The 14,638-nt window shown below is 59.2% G+C and carries 13 protein-coding genes; 6 read left to right on the forward strand and 7 right to left on the reverse strand.

All coding sequences use genetic code 11. From position 1 onward, the window contains the following. Positions 1-150: 150 nt before the first annotated feature. The 4 genes from C3Y91_RS35190 to C3Y91_RS35205 all read right to left on the reverse strand — a co-directional run bounded on the left by C3Y91_RS35190 (position 151) and on the right by C3Y91_RS35205 (position 5,819). Positions 151-1,701, reverse strand: a complete 1,551-nt coding sequence (locus C3Y91_RS35190; RefSeq protein ID WP_018074174.1) for a SpoVR family protein — start codon at positions 1,699-1,701, stop codon at positions 151-153. Beyond that, positions 1,698-2,972, reverse strand: coding sequence for a YeaH/YhbH family protein (locus C3Y91_RS35195; RefSeq protein ID WP_018074173.1), 1,275 nt, complete (start codon positions 2,970-2,972; stop codon positions 1,698-1,700). Before C3Y91_RS35195 ends, C3Y91_RS35190 begins: the two co-directional genes overlap by 4 nt. Before the next feature lie 12 nt (positions 2,973-2,984). Next, on the reverse strand, positions 2,985-4,928 hold the full coding sequence (locus C3Y91_RS35200; RefSeq protein WP_130655892.1) for a PrkA family serine protein kinase: 1,944 nt from the start codon (positions 4,926-4,928) through the stop codon (positions 2,985-2,987). 414 nt (positions 4,929-5,342) lie between these two features. Beyond that, complete coding sequence (locus C3Y91_RS35205) at positions 5,343-5,819, reverse strand: VOC family protein (RefSeq protein WP_018074171.1); 477 nt, start codon at positions 5,817-5,819, stop codon at positions 5,343-5,345. A gap of 45 nt (positions 5,820-5,864) precedes the next feature. On the opposite strand from C3Y91_RS35205, the gene C3Y91_RS35210 reads away from it, so the two are divergent. Both C3Y91_RS35210 and C3Y91_RS35215 read left to right on the forward strand, forming a co-directional pair. Further along, positions 5,865-6,014, forward strand: coding sequence for a hypothetical protein (locus C3Y91_RS35210; protein ID WP_155249521.1), 150 nt, complete (start codon positions 5,865-5,867; stop codon positions 6,012-6,014). A 52-nt stretch (positions 6,015-6,066) separates the two neighbouring features. Next, positions 6,067-8,547 (forward strand): ATP-dependent helicase, encoded by a 2,481-nt coding sequence (locus C3Y91_RS35215; RefSeq protein ID WP_018074170.1) that lies wholly within the window; start codon positions 6,067-6,069, stop codon positions 8,545-8,547. Between the two features lie 27 nt (positions 8,548-8,574). Here C3Y91_RS35215 and C3Y91_RS35220 read toward each other — a convergent pair whose 3' ends face one another. Continuing rightward, positions 8,575-8,922: a hypothetical protein gene (locus tag C3Y91_RS35220; RefSeq protein WP_018074169.1), complete on the reverse strand. Its 348-nt coding sequence runs from the start codon at positions 8,920-8,922 to the stop codon at positions 8,575-8,577. 400 nt (positions 8,923-9,322) lie between these two features. On the opposite strand from C3Y91_RS35220, the gene C3Y91_RS35225 reads away from it, so the two are divergent. The 3 genes from C3Y91_RS35225 to C3Y91_RS35235 all read left to right on the forward strand — a co-directional run bounded on the left by C3Y91_RS35225 (position 9,323) and on the right by C3Y91_RS35235 (position 11,546). Beyond that, positions 9,323-9,820, forward strand: coding sequence for an EF-hand domain-containing protein (locus C3Y91_RS35225; RefSeq protein ID WP_018074168.1), 498 nt, complete (start codon positions 9,323-9,325; stop codon positions 9,818-9,820). Between the two features lie 334 nt (positions 9,821-10,154). Continuing rightward, positions 10,155-10,781, forward strand: a complete 627-nt coding sequence (gene pncA, locus C3Y91_RS35230; RefSeq protein WP_168576356.1) for a bifunctional nicotinamidase/pyrazinamidase — start codon at positions 10,155-10,157, stop codon at positions 10,779-10,781. 99 nt (positions 10,782-10,880) lie between these two features. Beyond that, positions 10,881-11,546 carry a dihydrofolate reductase family protein gene (locus tag C3Y91_RS35235; RefSeq protein ID WP_130655894.1) on the forward strand — a complete coding sequence of 222 codons (666 nt, stop codon included), beginning with the start codon at positions 10,881-10,883 and terminating at the stop codon, positions 11,544-11,546. 191 nt (positions 11,547-11,737) lie between these two features. On the opposite strand, the gene C3Y91_RS35240 is transcribed toward C3Y91_RS35235, so the two are convergent. Next, the gene (locus C3Y91_RS35240) at positions 11,738-13,330 is read right to left on the reverse strand and encodes a hypothetical protein (protein ID WP_130664851.1); all 1,593 of its coding nucleotides are present in this window, start codon (positions 13,328-13,330) and stop codon (positions 11,738-11,740) included. Positions 13,331-13,525: 195 nt separating this feature from the next. Continuing rightward, positions 13,526-13,771 carry a DUF2164 domain-containing protein gene (locus C3Y91_RS35245; protein WP_018074164.1) on the reverse strand — a complete coding sequence of 82 codons (246 nt, stop codon included), beginning with the start codon at positions 13,769-13,771 and terminating at the stop codon, positions 13,526-13,528. A 133-nt stretch (positions 13,772-13,904) separates the two neighbouring features. On the opposite strand from C3Y91_RS35245, the gene C3Y91_RS35250 reads away from it, so the two are divergent. Continuing rightward, on the forward strand, positions 13,905-14,636 hold the full coding sequence (locus C3Y91_RS35250; RefSeq protein WP_024320798.1) for an AzlC family ABC transporter permease: 732 nt from the start codon (positions 13,905-13,907) through the stop codon (positions 14,634-14,636). Positions 14,637-14,638 lie beyond the last annotated feature (2 nt).

Consider the following 14,638-nt stretch of genomic DNA (forward strand, 5'->3'; position numbering starts at 1 on the left):
GTCTCCGCGCTATCGACCTCCGGAAAGATCGCTGCAAAGGCTGAAACTGGTCGAGATCAAGTGGGCGATTGCAACGGTGGTAAACTACTAAGGCTTTGTGTTTGTTGCCACCGATAATTGCTCATTATCGCCCGTCAGCATAACCGGTGATTATTGAACGATCTTGCGCGGGCTCGCCGCGTGTTCTCTCGCCACCGTGCTGGAACTATCGATTTCCTGAAGCAATACGTCATAGCCCCAGAGATCGGCGAGATGCTGCAGGACGAGCTTCGTGTCATTTTCCTGAAGATAGCAGCCATTCATAACGATGTGCTGCAGCAACAGCCGGCGGTCGCCGGCGAGATCGACGTCGACGATATCGATTGCCGGATCGGTCCAGCCGATATCATATTCGCGGGAGAGCTGGCGGCGGATGCGCAGGTATCCGCGCTCATTGTGGATCGCCGAAACCAGCACTCCCTCGGTCTGCTCCGGATCGTCGTAGAGATGGAACAGCCGCAACTGCCGGATCAGGTTGGGGCTCAGGAACTGGCTGATGAAGCTCTCGTCCCGGTAATTGGCCCAGATGTCGCGCAAGACGGCCATCGCATCGCCTCGTCCAGCGATATCGGGGAACCATGCGCGGTCCTCTTCCGTCGGCTTCGTGACGATCCTCTCAATATCCTGCATCATCGCAAAACCGAGCGCATAGGGGTTGAAGCCCGAGAACCGCCGGTCGTCATAGCTTGGCTGAAACACGACGTTGGCGTGCGACTTCAGGAATTCGAGGAAGTTTCCGTCGCTGATCTGCCCCCGCTCGTGAAGGCGGGTCATGATCTGGTAGTGGACAAAGGTGGCGGTTCCCTCGTTCATCACCTTGGTCTGCCGCTGGGGATGGAAATATTGTGCGACGTGGCGGACGATGCGAAGGATCTCGCGCTGCCACGGCTGCAGCCGCGGTGCCGACTTTTCAAGAAAATAAAGGATGTTGTCCTGCGGAAGACCGAGGGCGGCGCGGCGCTTTTCCAGGCCGATGTCACCCGCCTTTCGGGCCTTACCGACGGGAACCGTGCGCCACAGATCGTTGAACATCTGCTCCTCGTGGGCGCGGCGCTCCTGCTGCCGCTTTTCCTCCTGGCGAAGATCGATCGTGGTCTTGCCCGCGTATCGATGCACCCCGTGCGACATCAGCGCATGGGCTGCATCCAGCGTGCGCTCGACAGCCGTCTCGCCGTAACGTTCCTCACAGCGGGTGATATAGCCCTTGGCGAAATCGAGGTAATCGAGGATGCCCTCCGCATCGGTCCAGAGCTTGAAGAGATAGTTGTTCTTGAAGAAATGGTTGTGGCCGAAGGCCGCATGCGCGGTGACGAGCGTCTGCATCGTCGCTGTGTTCTCCTCCATCAGGTAGGAGATGCAGGGCGAGCTGTTGATGACGATCTCATAGGCAAGGTCGCGCATCCCGCGGCGGTAGAAGGTTTCATGATGCGCGAAGTGTTTACCGAAGGACCAATGGCGGTAGAAGAGCGGCATGCCGGTCGAGGAATAGGCATCCAGCATCTGCTCCGAGGTGATGACTTCGATCTGGTTCGGGTAGACGTCGAGGCCGAGTTCGCCGAGCGCGATCTCCTCGCAGGCATCGTGGATGCGCTGGAGGGTTGCGAAATCCCAGTCGGCCCCCTCGAACAACAGCCGCTCTCTTGGCCTCATCGTCATGGTCATGGCGTCACCTTCGACTGTGCGTCACGTTTCTGGAAGAGATCGTGGAAAACAGGGAATATTTCGTTTCGCCGGCAGACCTTGCGCATCGAAAGCGGCAGCAGCTCGGGACGGAGCCCGTCATAGAGCATCCAAAGCGGTGAGCGGGATACAGAGGAGTCACCGCCTTCTTCGCCGACCTCGATATAGGCGAAATACTGGCACAGCGGCAAAATCTCGCGCAGCAGCTGTCCGCTCAGGTTCCCGTCCGAATGGGCGTTGTCGCCATCCGAGGCCTGGGCGCCATAGATATTCCATTCCGCCGGATCGAAACGTGCCGCGATGATCGCCCGCATTGCCGCTAGCGCACTGGAGACCAGCGTGCCGCCGGTTGCCGGACCATAGAAGAAGGTTTCCTCGTCGACTTCCTCGGCCTTGTCGGTATGGCGGATGAAGACGATCTCCACTTTCTTGTAGCGCTTCGACAGGAAAAGGTAGAGCAGCAGGTAAAACCGCTTGGCCAGATCCTTCATGTGTTCCGACATCGAGCCGGAGACGTCCATCAGGCAGAACATCACGGCCTTCGCCACAGGCTTCGGCTCGTTTTCGAAGCGGCGATACCGCACGTCGAGCGGATCGATATAGGGAATGCGCCGGCTTTTTTCCGTCAGGGATTTGAGTTTTGCCTCAAGCGCCAGCCGGCTCTCGTCGTCTTCGCATTCCTCGATCTGCCGCTGCAGGGCTTCGATTTCTTCGCGGCGCGGACGGTGAAGCGCGACACGGCGCATCATCGCGAGCCTGGTCGTGCGACCGACGGCGATGTTGGACGGCGATCCCGACACGGAATAGCCGGCACGGAAGGGAGTTTCCTCCTCGGTTTCGGCCAGACGCCGCTTGGCAAGGTCGGGCAGCTCCAGATCGTCCAGGAACACATCGAGGAATTCCTCGCGCGTCAGCACAAAACGGAAGCCGTCCTCGCCGTCGCCTTCGCCCGCATCCTTGGGTTTACCGCCCCTACTCCCCGGCGGGCGCGGAAGAATGTCGCCTTCGACGAAGGCCCTGTTTCCAGGCAGGATATGGTCGCGAATGCCGCCGTCGCCCCTTCTCAAGTTCGGCTCGGCCATTCCATCGATCGGCAGGCTGATTTCCCCGCCGTCGAGCACATCGCGAATGTTCCGGTTTTGCAGAGAACGTTTTACCGCCTGCTGCACGGCGCCTTTCATGCGCCGAAGAAACCGTTGCCGATTTTCCAGACTTTTACCGCGCGGATTTAGCCGACGGTCGACAATGTGCATATTGGCTCCACATTAACTTGCCTGTTTGACGCGCATGTACCATTCGACGAGGCGCCGAACCTGCCTCTCCGTGTAGCCCCGCGCAGCCATGCGCGAGACAAACTCGCTGTGTTTCTTTTCTGTTTCCGAATCCTTCTTCGAACCGAAGGAAATGACCGGCAAAAGATCCTCGACCTGCGAGAACATTCGCTTCTCGATGACTTCCCGGATTTTCTCGTAGCTCGTCCATGACGGATTCTTTCCGCCGTTGGCTGCCCGCGATCTCAAGCAGAACTTGACGATTTCGTTGCGGAAATCCTTCGGATTGGCAATTCCCGCCGGCTTTTCGATTTTCGTCAGTTCCTGGTTGAGGAGCTCGCGATCGAGAAGCTGGCCGGTATCGGGATCCTTGAAGTCCACGTCTTCGATCCAGGCATCGGCATAATCCACGTAGCGGTCGAACAAATTCTGTCCGTAATCCGCATAGGACTCAAGATAGGCCTTCTGAATCTCATTGCCAATGAACTCTGCGTAACGTGGCGCAAGATCGGCCTTGATGAACTCCATGTAGCGCTTCTCGACATCGTCGGAAAACTGCTCGCGACGGATCGACTGCTCCAGCACATACATCAGATGAACCGGATCGGCGCCGATATCCGTGGTGTCGTGATTGAAGGTGGAGGCGAGCACCTTGAAGGCGAAGCGGGTCGATATGCCGTCCATGCCCTCGTCGATGCCAGCGGCATCCCGATATTCCTGGACACTGCGAGCGCGCGGATCCGTCTCCTTCAGGCTCTCGCCGTCATAGGTGCGCATCTTCGAGAAGTATGTCGAATTCTCATGTTTGCGCAGACGCGAAAGCACGGAGAAGCGGGCCAGCATTTCGAGCGTCGCGGGAGCGCATGGCGCATCGGCCAATTCCGATCCCTCGATCAGCTTTTCGTAGATCTTCTGCTCTTCCGTGACGCGCAGGCAATAGGGCACCTTGATCACGCAAATACGGTCGATGAAGGCCTCGTTGTTCTTGTTGGCCTTGAAGGTTTGCCATTCCGCTTCGTTCGAATGCGCTAGGACGATACCGGAGAAGGGTATGGCGCCGATATTCTCGGAGCCGATATAGTTCCCCTCCTGCGTCGCCGTCAGCAGCGGATGCAGCATCTTGATCGGCGCCTTGAACATCTCGACGAATTCGAGCACGCCCTGATTGGCGCGGTTGAGCCCGCCCGAATAGCTGTAGGCATCGGGATCGTTCTGGGAATAGGTCTCCAGCTTGCGGATATCGACCTTGCCGACCAAGGACGAGATATCTTGATTGTTCTCGTCTCCAGGCTCGGTCTTGGCGATGGCGATCTGGCGCAACCGCGAAGGCTGTACTCTGACGACGCGGAAGCGGGAAATATCGCCTCCAAAATCGTCGAGCCGTTTCAGGCACCACGGGCTCATCAGTCCGTTCAGGCGTCGCAAGGGAATACCGTATTGCTCCTGGAGGAGCGATCCCATCGTGTCCGGGTCGAACAGGTTGAGCGGACTTTCGAAAACGGGGCTTATCTCTTCACCCGCCTTCAGCACGTAGATCGGATGAACCTCCATCAGCAGCTTCAGCCGCTCCGCCAGCGATGACTTGCCGCCGCCGACCGGGCCAAGCAGATAGAGGATCTGCTTGCGCTCCTCGAGCCCCTGCGCCGCGTGCCGGAAGAAGGAAACGATGCGTTCGATTGTCTCTTCCATGCCGTGGAAGCCAGCAAAGGCCGGATAGATCCGGATGGTCCGGTTCATGAAGATCCGGCCGAGGCGGGTGTCCCTGGCGGTGTCGACCATCTGCGGCTCGCCTATCGCGGCGAGCAGGCGCTCGGTCGCATTGGCATAGGCAAGCGGTTCCTTTTTGCAAAGGTCGAGATATTCCGTGATCGACATATCGGTTTCGCGACGCGCATCATAGCTGCGGGTGAACGCATCAAATACGGATTCACTCAGCATGGGCCCTCCATTCAAGGTTAATGCCACAGGCTCTAGGTCGTCATACCAAAGGAGATGGCCACGACATTCCTAAGAATCAATAGTTTCACAGGTATATTCCACGCTCACCGGCTGTTTCTGGCAATGCACAAAAACGTGCATGCACCGGTTATTTTTTACTCTACGAAACTGTCTCTTATTGTAGTTGAGAAAAGGGCCGTTGCGGTATCAGCACATTTCGCGACGTGACAGAAAGATGAAAAGGGTGTGCAATGTCGCCCGTGATTCGAGCCTTGGAAAAATCGACAATCGGCGGCCAATAAGGGCAAAAGCCGATGCTGGGCAGCGCGTCGTGTCGGTCCGTTACCGACATGATGGCGACGAGCGCGACGCGGCCATGCGCCCGGCATCGTAATTATATGCCACCGGCGCGAATCAACCGTTGAACGCCTTCTCCAATGCAGCGACATCGATCTTGACCATGCCGAGCATCACCTCGGTCACGCGCCTGGCCCGCTCGCGGTTGCTGTCGGCGATCATCTCGGACAGCATGCGCGGCACGATCTGCCAGGAAAGGCCCCAGCGGTCCTTCAGCCAGCCGCAGGCCTCCGGCGTGCCGCCATTGGCGAGGAAGGCCTCCCATACCCGATTGATCTCGGCCTGGCTTTCCACGAGAATTGCGATCGAGAAGGAATGGTTGAAGCTATCGAGCGGGCCGGCCTTCATCGCCAGGAAGGCCTGGTCGGCGAGCGTGAACTCGATCAGCTCGACGCTGCCGGGAGGCCCGCTCGGCGTTTCCGCCGGCAATATAGTAGTGCGGCCGATCCTGGAGTCCGGGATAACAGACACGTAGAATTCGACGGCTTCGCGCGCTTCCTCGGCGAACCAGAGATTTGAAACGACCTTCGGCATGAAACGGCCTCCTTGTTGACGGGTGTTGATCCGGACTGCTGTCCGATGACCCAAAGACGCCCCACCGGCACCGGTTCCGACACACTCCGATCGGAAATTTTTAGCCCGCTCGCCCGCATGGCGACCGCAGCCGGGCTCGGCGGCGGCCTTGCCGCCCGCAACATACCGCCTGGAATAGCGCCGGCTCAGGAATGAAAGCAGAACATCTTTTCTGGTCTTTCCTTCCCGAATCACTACATTACGCGCCATGAGCAATAGTTTCGACGATATGCCCTTCTTCGACGAAGAGCCGGGCGAGATGGCGCGCAAGCCGCAGCCGCCTGCCGCCCCCGCCGAAAGCGCGCCCGCCGCCGGTGGCGGCATCGCCGCCCGCGCCATGGCGGCTCGCGACGGCGGCAAGCGGCCGGATTACCTCGCCGGGCTGAACCCCGAGCAGACCGAAGCCGTCGAAACGCTGGAAGGCCCCGTCCTCGTGCTGGCCGGCGCTGGCACCGGCAAGACGCGGGTGCTCACCACCCGCATTGCCCATATTCTCAACACCGGCCGCGCCTTCCCCTCGCAGATCCTCGCCGTCACCTTCACCAACAAGGCCGCCCGCGAGATGAAGGAGCGCATCGCGCTGCTCGTCGGCGGCGCCGTCGAAGGCATGCCCTGGCTCGGCACCTTCCATTCGATCGGCGTCAAACTTCTGCGCCGCCACGGCGAGCTCGTCGGCCTGCGCTCCGATTTTACCATTCTCGATACCGACGACGTCGTCCGCCTGATCAAGCAGATCATCCAGGCCGAGGGCCTCGACGACAAGCGCTGGCCGGCCAAGCAGTTCGCCGGCATGATCGATACCTGGAAGAACAAGGGTCTCGGCCCCGCCGATATCCCCGAGGGCGACGCCCGCGCCTTTGCCAATGGCCGCGGCCGCGATCTCTATTTTGCCTATCAGGCGCGCCTGACGACGCTGAACGCCTGCGATTTCGGCGACCTGCTGATGCATCCGATCGCGATCTTCCGCAAGAACCCCGATCTCTTGAAGGAATATCACGGCCGCTTCCGTTATATCCTCGTCGACGAATACCAGGACACCAACACCGCTCAATACATGTGGCTCAGGCTTCTCGCCCAGCGCCCCAAGGGCGAGCTGCAGAACGTCTGCTGCGTCGGCGACGACGACCAGTCGATCTATGGCTGGCGCGGCGCGGAGGTCGACAATATCCTGCGCTTTGAAAAGGATTTTCCCGGCGCCAAGGTCATCAAGCTTGAGCGCAACTACCGTTCGACCGAACATATCCTCGGCGCCGCCGCCCATCTGATCGCCCATAATGAAGGCCGCCTCGGCAAGACGCTGTTCACCGACCGCTCCGATCCCGACGACGTCAAGGTCCAAGTCCACGCCTCCTGGGATTCGGAGGAGGAAGCCCGCGCCATCGGCGAGGAGATCGAGCAGCTTCAGCGCGGCAAGCATCGGTTGAACGACATGGCGATCCTCGTACGTGCATCCTTCCAGATGCGCGAATTCGAAGACCGCTTCGTCACTCTCGGCCTCAATTACCGCGTCATCGGTGGCCCACGCTTCTACGAGCGCCTGGAAATCCGCGATGCCATGGCCTATTTCCGCCTTGTCGCGCAAGCCTCCGACGACCTCGCTTTTGAGCGCATCATCAACACGCCGAAGCGCGGCCTCGGCGATACGACGGTGCGCGCGCTGCACGACTATGCGCGTGCCCGCGATATTCCGATGCTTGCGGCAGCCGCCGACATCATCGAGACCGACGAGCTGAAGCCGAAGGCGCGAAAGGCGCTCTTCGACGTGATTCAATCTTTCCGCCGATGGCAGGAGCTGCTTGAAAACACGCCGCATACCGAACTTGCCGAGCAGATCCTCGAAGAGTCGGGCTATACCGACATGTGGAAGAACGACAAGAGCGCCGAAGCGCCGGGCCGCCTTGAGAACCTCAAGGAACTGATCCGCTCGATGGAAAGCTTCGAGTCGATGCGCGGCTTCCTCGAACACGTCTCCCTGGTGATGGATGCCGAGACCAACGAGAACCTCGACGCTGTCTCGATCATGACGCTGCACTCGGCCAAGGGCCTGGAATTCGACACCGTTTTCCTGCCCGGCTGGGAGGAAGGCCTCTTCCCGCACCAGCGCTCGCTGGATGAGAGCGGCCGCGCCGGCCTGGAGGAGGAACGCCGCCTCGCCTATGTCGGCATCACCCGCGCCAAGCACCGCTGCCACATCTGGTTCGTCTCCAACCGACGCATCCATGGCCTCTGGCAATCCACCCTGCCCTCACGCTTCCTCGACGAACTGCCGGAAACCCATGTCGAGGTCGCCGAAATGGAGCAGAGCTACGGCGGGTACGGCCGCGGCGGCTACGGCCAGTCCCGCTTCGACAAGGCCGAGCCCTTCGCCAACTCCTATTCCACTCCCGGCTGGAAACGCGCCCAGGCCAACAAAACCGACGCCACACGCGACAACTGGGGCACTCGCTCCGGCCACGCCGTCGAACGCATCGGCTACGGCGAGAGCGGCCCGAAGGGACGCACGATCGAGGGCGAACTGGTGGCGAAATCGACCTCGTCGGAACCGTCGAGATTCACCCTCGGCGACCGCGTGTTCCACCTGAAATTCGGCAACGGCAACATCACCGGCATCGAAGGCAACAAGCTGACGATCGAGTTCGACCGGGCCGGACAGAAGCGGGTCTTGGACGGGTTCGTCGAGCGCGTGTGATCTCACCTCGGCACGACGCGAGAACGTTTACCCGAGCATCCGCATCTTTCCGAGCCCAAGAATATCGTTGACGAGCGCGATGCCCATTCCCGCCGCGACGATCCCCAGTCCGATCAGAAAGAGCCGGCGAGAGCGGTCATATTTGGTGGCAATCAGGGAGTCTCGCGCCAGCAGATCGGCAAAGACCTTCACCTGGACGGCGATGCCCAAGGTCAGGAACAGCATCGGCAGAATATCGATGCGGCTCCAGTCATTGGGGTTGGAAACCCAGACGCTGATGAAATTGAGCGAGAAACCGAGGATGATCCCGGCCGCTGTCAGCGACCCGTTGCGAAACGTCGCATCGATCTTTTCGTCTGGATCGGGCTCGGACATGGCTTCGGTTCCGGCTTGCTGCTGAGGGTAAGAAAGGCAGAAATCATGATCCGGAGCAAGCTCGGCCTGACATCGCCCTCACAGGAAGCAGACGAAATGTCGCAGCCGCGCAAACCCGGGCACTCCGCCCATGGCTCCTCCGCACGCAGCGTTACGGCAATTTCAGACAAACATGGGCATGGATTTGATCGCGCCCAGACGAAGAAATCGCTAAAAAAGCCAATAATTCCAATGAAAAAACTTTGGTAACCCAAAGGTTAACGTGCGTCGCCCCGCGCCGTCAATCGCACTTCTGCCCTGTCAAAACGTCGCTTTGACGCCTTGCGCAAATCAGCTTAGCCCAGAGGCTGCCCACCCATGAAAGGCGGGCTTCACGACGAACTTTTCGAAGGAGGTTCAAGTGACCAGTGTTTCATCTCTCGGCAGCACATTAACTCAATATCAGTCTCCGCTTTCCAGTCTGGACAAGAATGGCGACGGCGTCGTTTCGGCGGACGAGTTGGCCGCCGCCTCGCAGTCCTCGACATCAGCCACGGCGTCGACCGACAGCGACGACAGCAGCACCGACATCGTCAAGAAGATCACCGCCGACATCCTGTCGCTGATGCTGTCCATGCAGAAGACCGACGGCAGTGACGATCAGGGCGACGGCAGCGATCAGAGCGACGACGCTTCCAAGGGTGTCTTCGCCGCGATGGATACGAATGGCGACGGCAAGTTAACCGAGTCCGAGTTTCTTGCCGCCGATCCGAACAGCATCAAGACTTCAGGCGACAGCGATCCGCTCCTCACCAAGGTGCTGAGCGACATGCAGACGGCCCTCCAGGCCTACCGTAATACCTACGGCACTTCCGCCGCAGCAGGTGACTCCGCAGCCGAAGACGTGGCGGCGGTCTAGCCGGCCGAGATCCGGGCTCTGCCGGGGGAGCCTCGATCCATCGATGCCGCACAAAAGCGTCCTACGCAGGCCGATCGATTTGCCGACAATTGCCGCCGTCGCGGGCCGTGTCTGCGATCCGGAAATCATGCACGCGCCTTCCCCCTCCGTTCCATTTCAACACGAGAACCGCCGCCAGCTATCGCAATGATTGCATTAGAGCATTCTGTTTCGACGACTTACTACCGCTAGCGCCAGAATTAGCACTTGCGCGTCCGCGCCTGGAAATCCACTAGTTGATCCATTCAGTGTGCATGGCGTCTTACACTGCAATAAAGCGAAGGGATTGGCCTTGATGAAAGCGCTGCTGCTCGTCGATATTCAGAACGGCTTCTGTCCAGGCGGCAATCTGCCGGTGCCTGACGGCGACAAGGTGGTTCCCGTCGCAAACAGACTGATCGACAGCGGCAAATACGACCTGATCGTCGCTTCGCAGGACTGGCACCCGTCGGGCCACGGCAGCTTTGCCTCCGCCCATCCGGGTGCCGCCCCCTTCGAGATGGGCGAACTGTCGGGCAAGCCGCAGATGATGTGGCCCGACCACTGCATTCAGGGTACGCTCGATGCCGAACTGCATCCCGAACTCAAATCCGAAGAGATCGACCTGATCCAGCAGAAGGGCGAGAATCCCTATATCGACAGCTATTCGGCCTTCCGCGACAATGACCGCGATGCCTCGACCGGACTTTCCGATTTCCTCGAGGATCAGGGCGTCACCGACCTCGACGTCTGCGGGCTGGCGACCGACTATTGCGTCAAGTTTTCCGCGCTCGACGCGCTGGAGATGATGCCTGGTATCCACGTGCGCTTCATCGAGGACGCAAGCCGCGGCATCACGCGCGAAGGCGTCGTCGCCGCCATCGAGGAGATGCGGGCGCATGGCATCACGATCATTGACAGCGCCAAGGCCTTGGCCGGCTAGTTCAGCTCGGATACCGCCCGAAAAAACCGCGTCGGATGTCGGATCAATGTAAGCTAATCCGTCCTTGGCTCTGAACACACCAACAATGGGAGTTGAGAGATGAGAAAGCTTGTTGCTGCAGCCTTCGTCAGTTTGGACGGTGTCATGCAGGCGCCGGGCGGGCCGCGGGAGGATCCGACCGGCGGTTTCACGCAGGGCGGCTGGACCGTCAATTATTGGGACGAGCCGATGGGCCAGTTCATGGGCGGGATCTTTACCGATCCCTTCGAACTGCTGCTTGGCCGCAAGACCTACGAAATCTTCGCCGCGCACTGGCCCTTCGTCGGGAAAGACGATCCAATCGGCAAGGTCTTCAACGCCGTGACCAAATATGTCGCGACCACTTCCACGGAGCCGCTCACCTGGGCAAATTCCGTCGCCCTGCGTGGCGACGCCGCCGCCGAAATCGCCCGGTTGAAGCAACAGGACGGTCCCGTCCTCCTGACACAGGGCAGCAGCGGCCTGTTGCAGACCCTATTGGCGCATGACCTGATCGACGAATTCCGGCTTCTGACTTTTCCGCTCGTCCTCGGCCCGGGCAAACGCCTGTTCGGTCAAGGCGCCAAGCCAGAGGCGCTGAAGCTCACCGCCAACACGATCTCGACGACGGGCGTCATCATGAGCGTCTACGAGCGTGCCGGCGCAATCAAGACAGGCACATTCGAGCTGGCGCAGCCCTCGGAGGCTGAGATCGAACGCCGGGAGCGGATGAAGCGCGAAGGCTGACCGTGCCTTTGCGATTGCGGGGCCGCAGGCGCCGTCGCGTCCCGTTTATAGGCTCGGGCCCTTGTTCGTCTGGTCGCGCTGCAACGGTGGCACCACTCCTGAAGGTGTTACCGCCGCAATCGACGGAATGCGGACGCATGTCACAATGATCAAATGCGTGGACGTGTGCAAATAACCTGCTGGCTGGCATCTTATTTCAGGACGTAGACGTCGAACGTCTCATCGCTTCCGGCAACCGTGCCGAAGCGCTTGACGAGGCTTGTCGCGCTCTGGAAAGCAGAAATGTCTTCCGGCGTCAGAGACAACCGCCAAACGTAGCTTTCACGCAGGGAAACGGGCGCAGTAATCTGATCAAGCCGCTGTGAAAGAAGGATGACAACAGGGACATGCTCACTCTGCTGCAATCGATGTGCCGTTTGCAGAATATCGGCAAGGCTGAGCGAAAGCCGCGCATTCCGGGTATATCGCACGATCGCGCCGAACCGCTCCTCCCGCAGAAGATAGGTGCGGTTGGGGACGTAATAGGGCAAGGCTTCCACCAGATAGTCGGGATCCGCCATAATGACCGCATCCTTGAGATCGGGGCGCGATTGAATGAACGCACCGAGATCCTTGCTTCGGCTCAGGGGTATTTCGGCTATGAAGGCCTGATGGACCTTTTCCATGCCGGACACGACCTGTAGCGCCAGCAATATCAGGAAGCACAGGCGCCCGAACGTTACGATGCCGCCAGCAGCCTCGATGCCGGCAACGCCCGCCCCGTCGCGCTGAGAGTCTATGGTCAAGGCGGTGATCGCGATCATGAAAACCAGCCAGAGCGCCTGATGTCTGTATCCGCCGGGATAGACAAGCGTAAAAAGCAGCGAAAGCCCCAAGAGAACCAGTCCCGTTGCGATCATCGCCGGCCACCGGTTCGCCAGCGCCAACAGGCTGCCGTAGATGAGCACGGACATCAACGCTGCGAAAATCTGGGCGGCCAACGGATACGCCACGACCAGTTCAAGGACGCTGTTGGGATAGAACGCCATAAAATGCGAACTGGTCAGGGCAAGAGCACGAAGGACAAGCAAAGCGAAATTCTCGCCGCTGAGATCGTTCTGCCCCGTATCATTGAAGGTCGGATAGACTGTTACGAAACATAGAATAATTCCAACTGCGGCAATGGCAGCGGCTGTCACAAACGCCCGATATGCCGCCAAAGGCGGCCTTGGCCGGGCCAGAATTAAATCGAAAAACCAATAGGCAAGGAAGCCGCCGACGAGGACGACCGAATGGACGTTCGTATTTGCCAGCAAGGCAAACAACAGGCCGAGCAATATCCCGTTGCGCGCTCCTTTCTCCCAACTCAGGACGATAAGGAAAATCACCAGCATGCTGATGCCGTAATTTCGCGACATCGCGGCATAATCGAAAATCGAAAAGCTACTGAACAGCGCCAACAGCATGATGGAAAGCGGCAGTTTCAGCCTGAAAACAAGAAGATAGGCCGCAGTCGCTGCAATCGTCAGTGCGACGATCTTCAGGACGACAGGTGAGCCGACCACGGCATAGGCGGCGCGCAGCAGAATATACCAGACAGCAGGATGGCCCTCACCATGCATCTGGCGAAGCATATCGATGAAATTGTCCCCTTGAAGGGCGAGTGACAATGCACGAACCTCGTCACGCCAGACCGTTTCGGACCAGCAAAGCGCAGACGCCAGCGCAAGCCAGACCATAAAGATCAACGCCTTGCCGAGCTTGGCGGATCGAGGTTCATCGATAACGGAGACAATCAAGGCCAAATAACACGCAATCCGGTGAACAAAAGCGTCACGACCATATCGGCGCAGAAATAATTTGCCGTTAAGTGAAGGCCGATTTGATTTTAAGGCGCTAAAACATGTCGCGCAAAAATGTGCAGCGGTTTTGCGACAACGGCATGCGTAAAAACAAAGACTTAAAGTGCAGGGAGCGAATCTGAAAGATCGCGACGCGCTTTAGAATTTTTGCTCCCTCTCAAGAAGATGAATATCTTCGGCCAGGTGTTCCATTCTCGTCGATAAGGCGGCCTGGGCATCTCTCAGCCCTCGATTGTAGAAATACGGCCCGATCTCCTCGGCGAAGAAGTCAAGCAGGAATTCGGCCGGCAATGCGCCGATGGGATCGAGTTCCCGGCCGAAATAAGCGCGGATGCGCGAAACGATCTCAGCCTTTTCTTCCTTGGAAAATTCGATCTTTTTCATGGTTGCCTCTTTGCCGAATGCGATCGGGACCTTGATGGTTCAGCAAAATCGATTGGTCAATCAAGGAAATTCAATTGCCGTCGCAAGCCGTAGACCATAAGGGAAAACTTGAATTCCAACTGGACAAGATCACATGAATCGCGCCGACTTTGTTGAAGGTTTGCGGGGCGGCTCCGCCGTTGCGCTGGCATCGGCGCCCTTTGGCGCTCTCTTCGGAGCGCTGGCGGTCGAAAATGGCATGTCGCTTTCCGAAGCCGCCTTCATGAGCGCCACCGTCTATGCCGGCGCCAGCCAGATGGTCGGCATCGAACTCTTCGGTCACAATGTCCACGCCTGGCTGATCGTGCTGTCGATCCTCGCCGTCAATTTCCGCCACGTGCTCTATTCGGCGGCACTGGCTCGCTACATCGGCCATTTCACGCCGGTGCAGAAATTCTTTACCTTTTTCCTGCTCGTCGATCCACAATTCGCCGAAGCGGTCAAGCGCGCCGAGGCCGGCCGGCGACTCACCTTCGCCTGGTATTTCGGCTTTGCCATCATCATCTACATTCCCTGGGTGCTGATCAGCATCGCCGGCGGCATGCTCGGCGGCTTCATCGGCGATCCCAAGGCCATCGGCCTCGACATCCTGCTGCCGGCTTATTTCCTCGGCATCGTCCTCGGCTTCCGCAAGCGAGACAATTTCCTGCCTGTGGCGCTCGTCAGTGCGGTGGCATCCGTGTTCGCCTACCGCTACGTCGGCTCGCCTTGGCATGTCAGCCTCGGTGCCGCCGTTGGCATCGTGCTCGCCGCCCTGTTGCCGCTGCCGCCGCAACCGCAGGATCTGGAAGCCGACGCCCTCCAATCCGAAGTGCACGAGGTCTGAGC

Origin of the sequence: Rhizobium ruizarguesonis (assembly GCF_012349115.1) — a bacterium.
Taxonomy (GTDB): Bacteria; Pseudomonadota; Alphaproteobacteria; order Rhizobiales; family Rhizobiaceae; genus Rhizobium; species Rhizobium ruizarguesonis.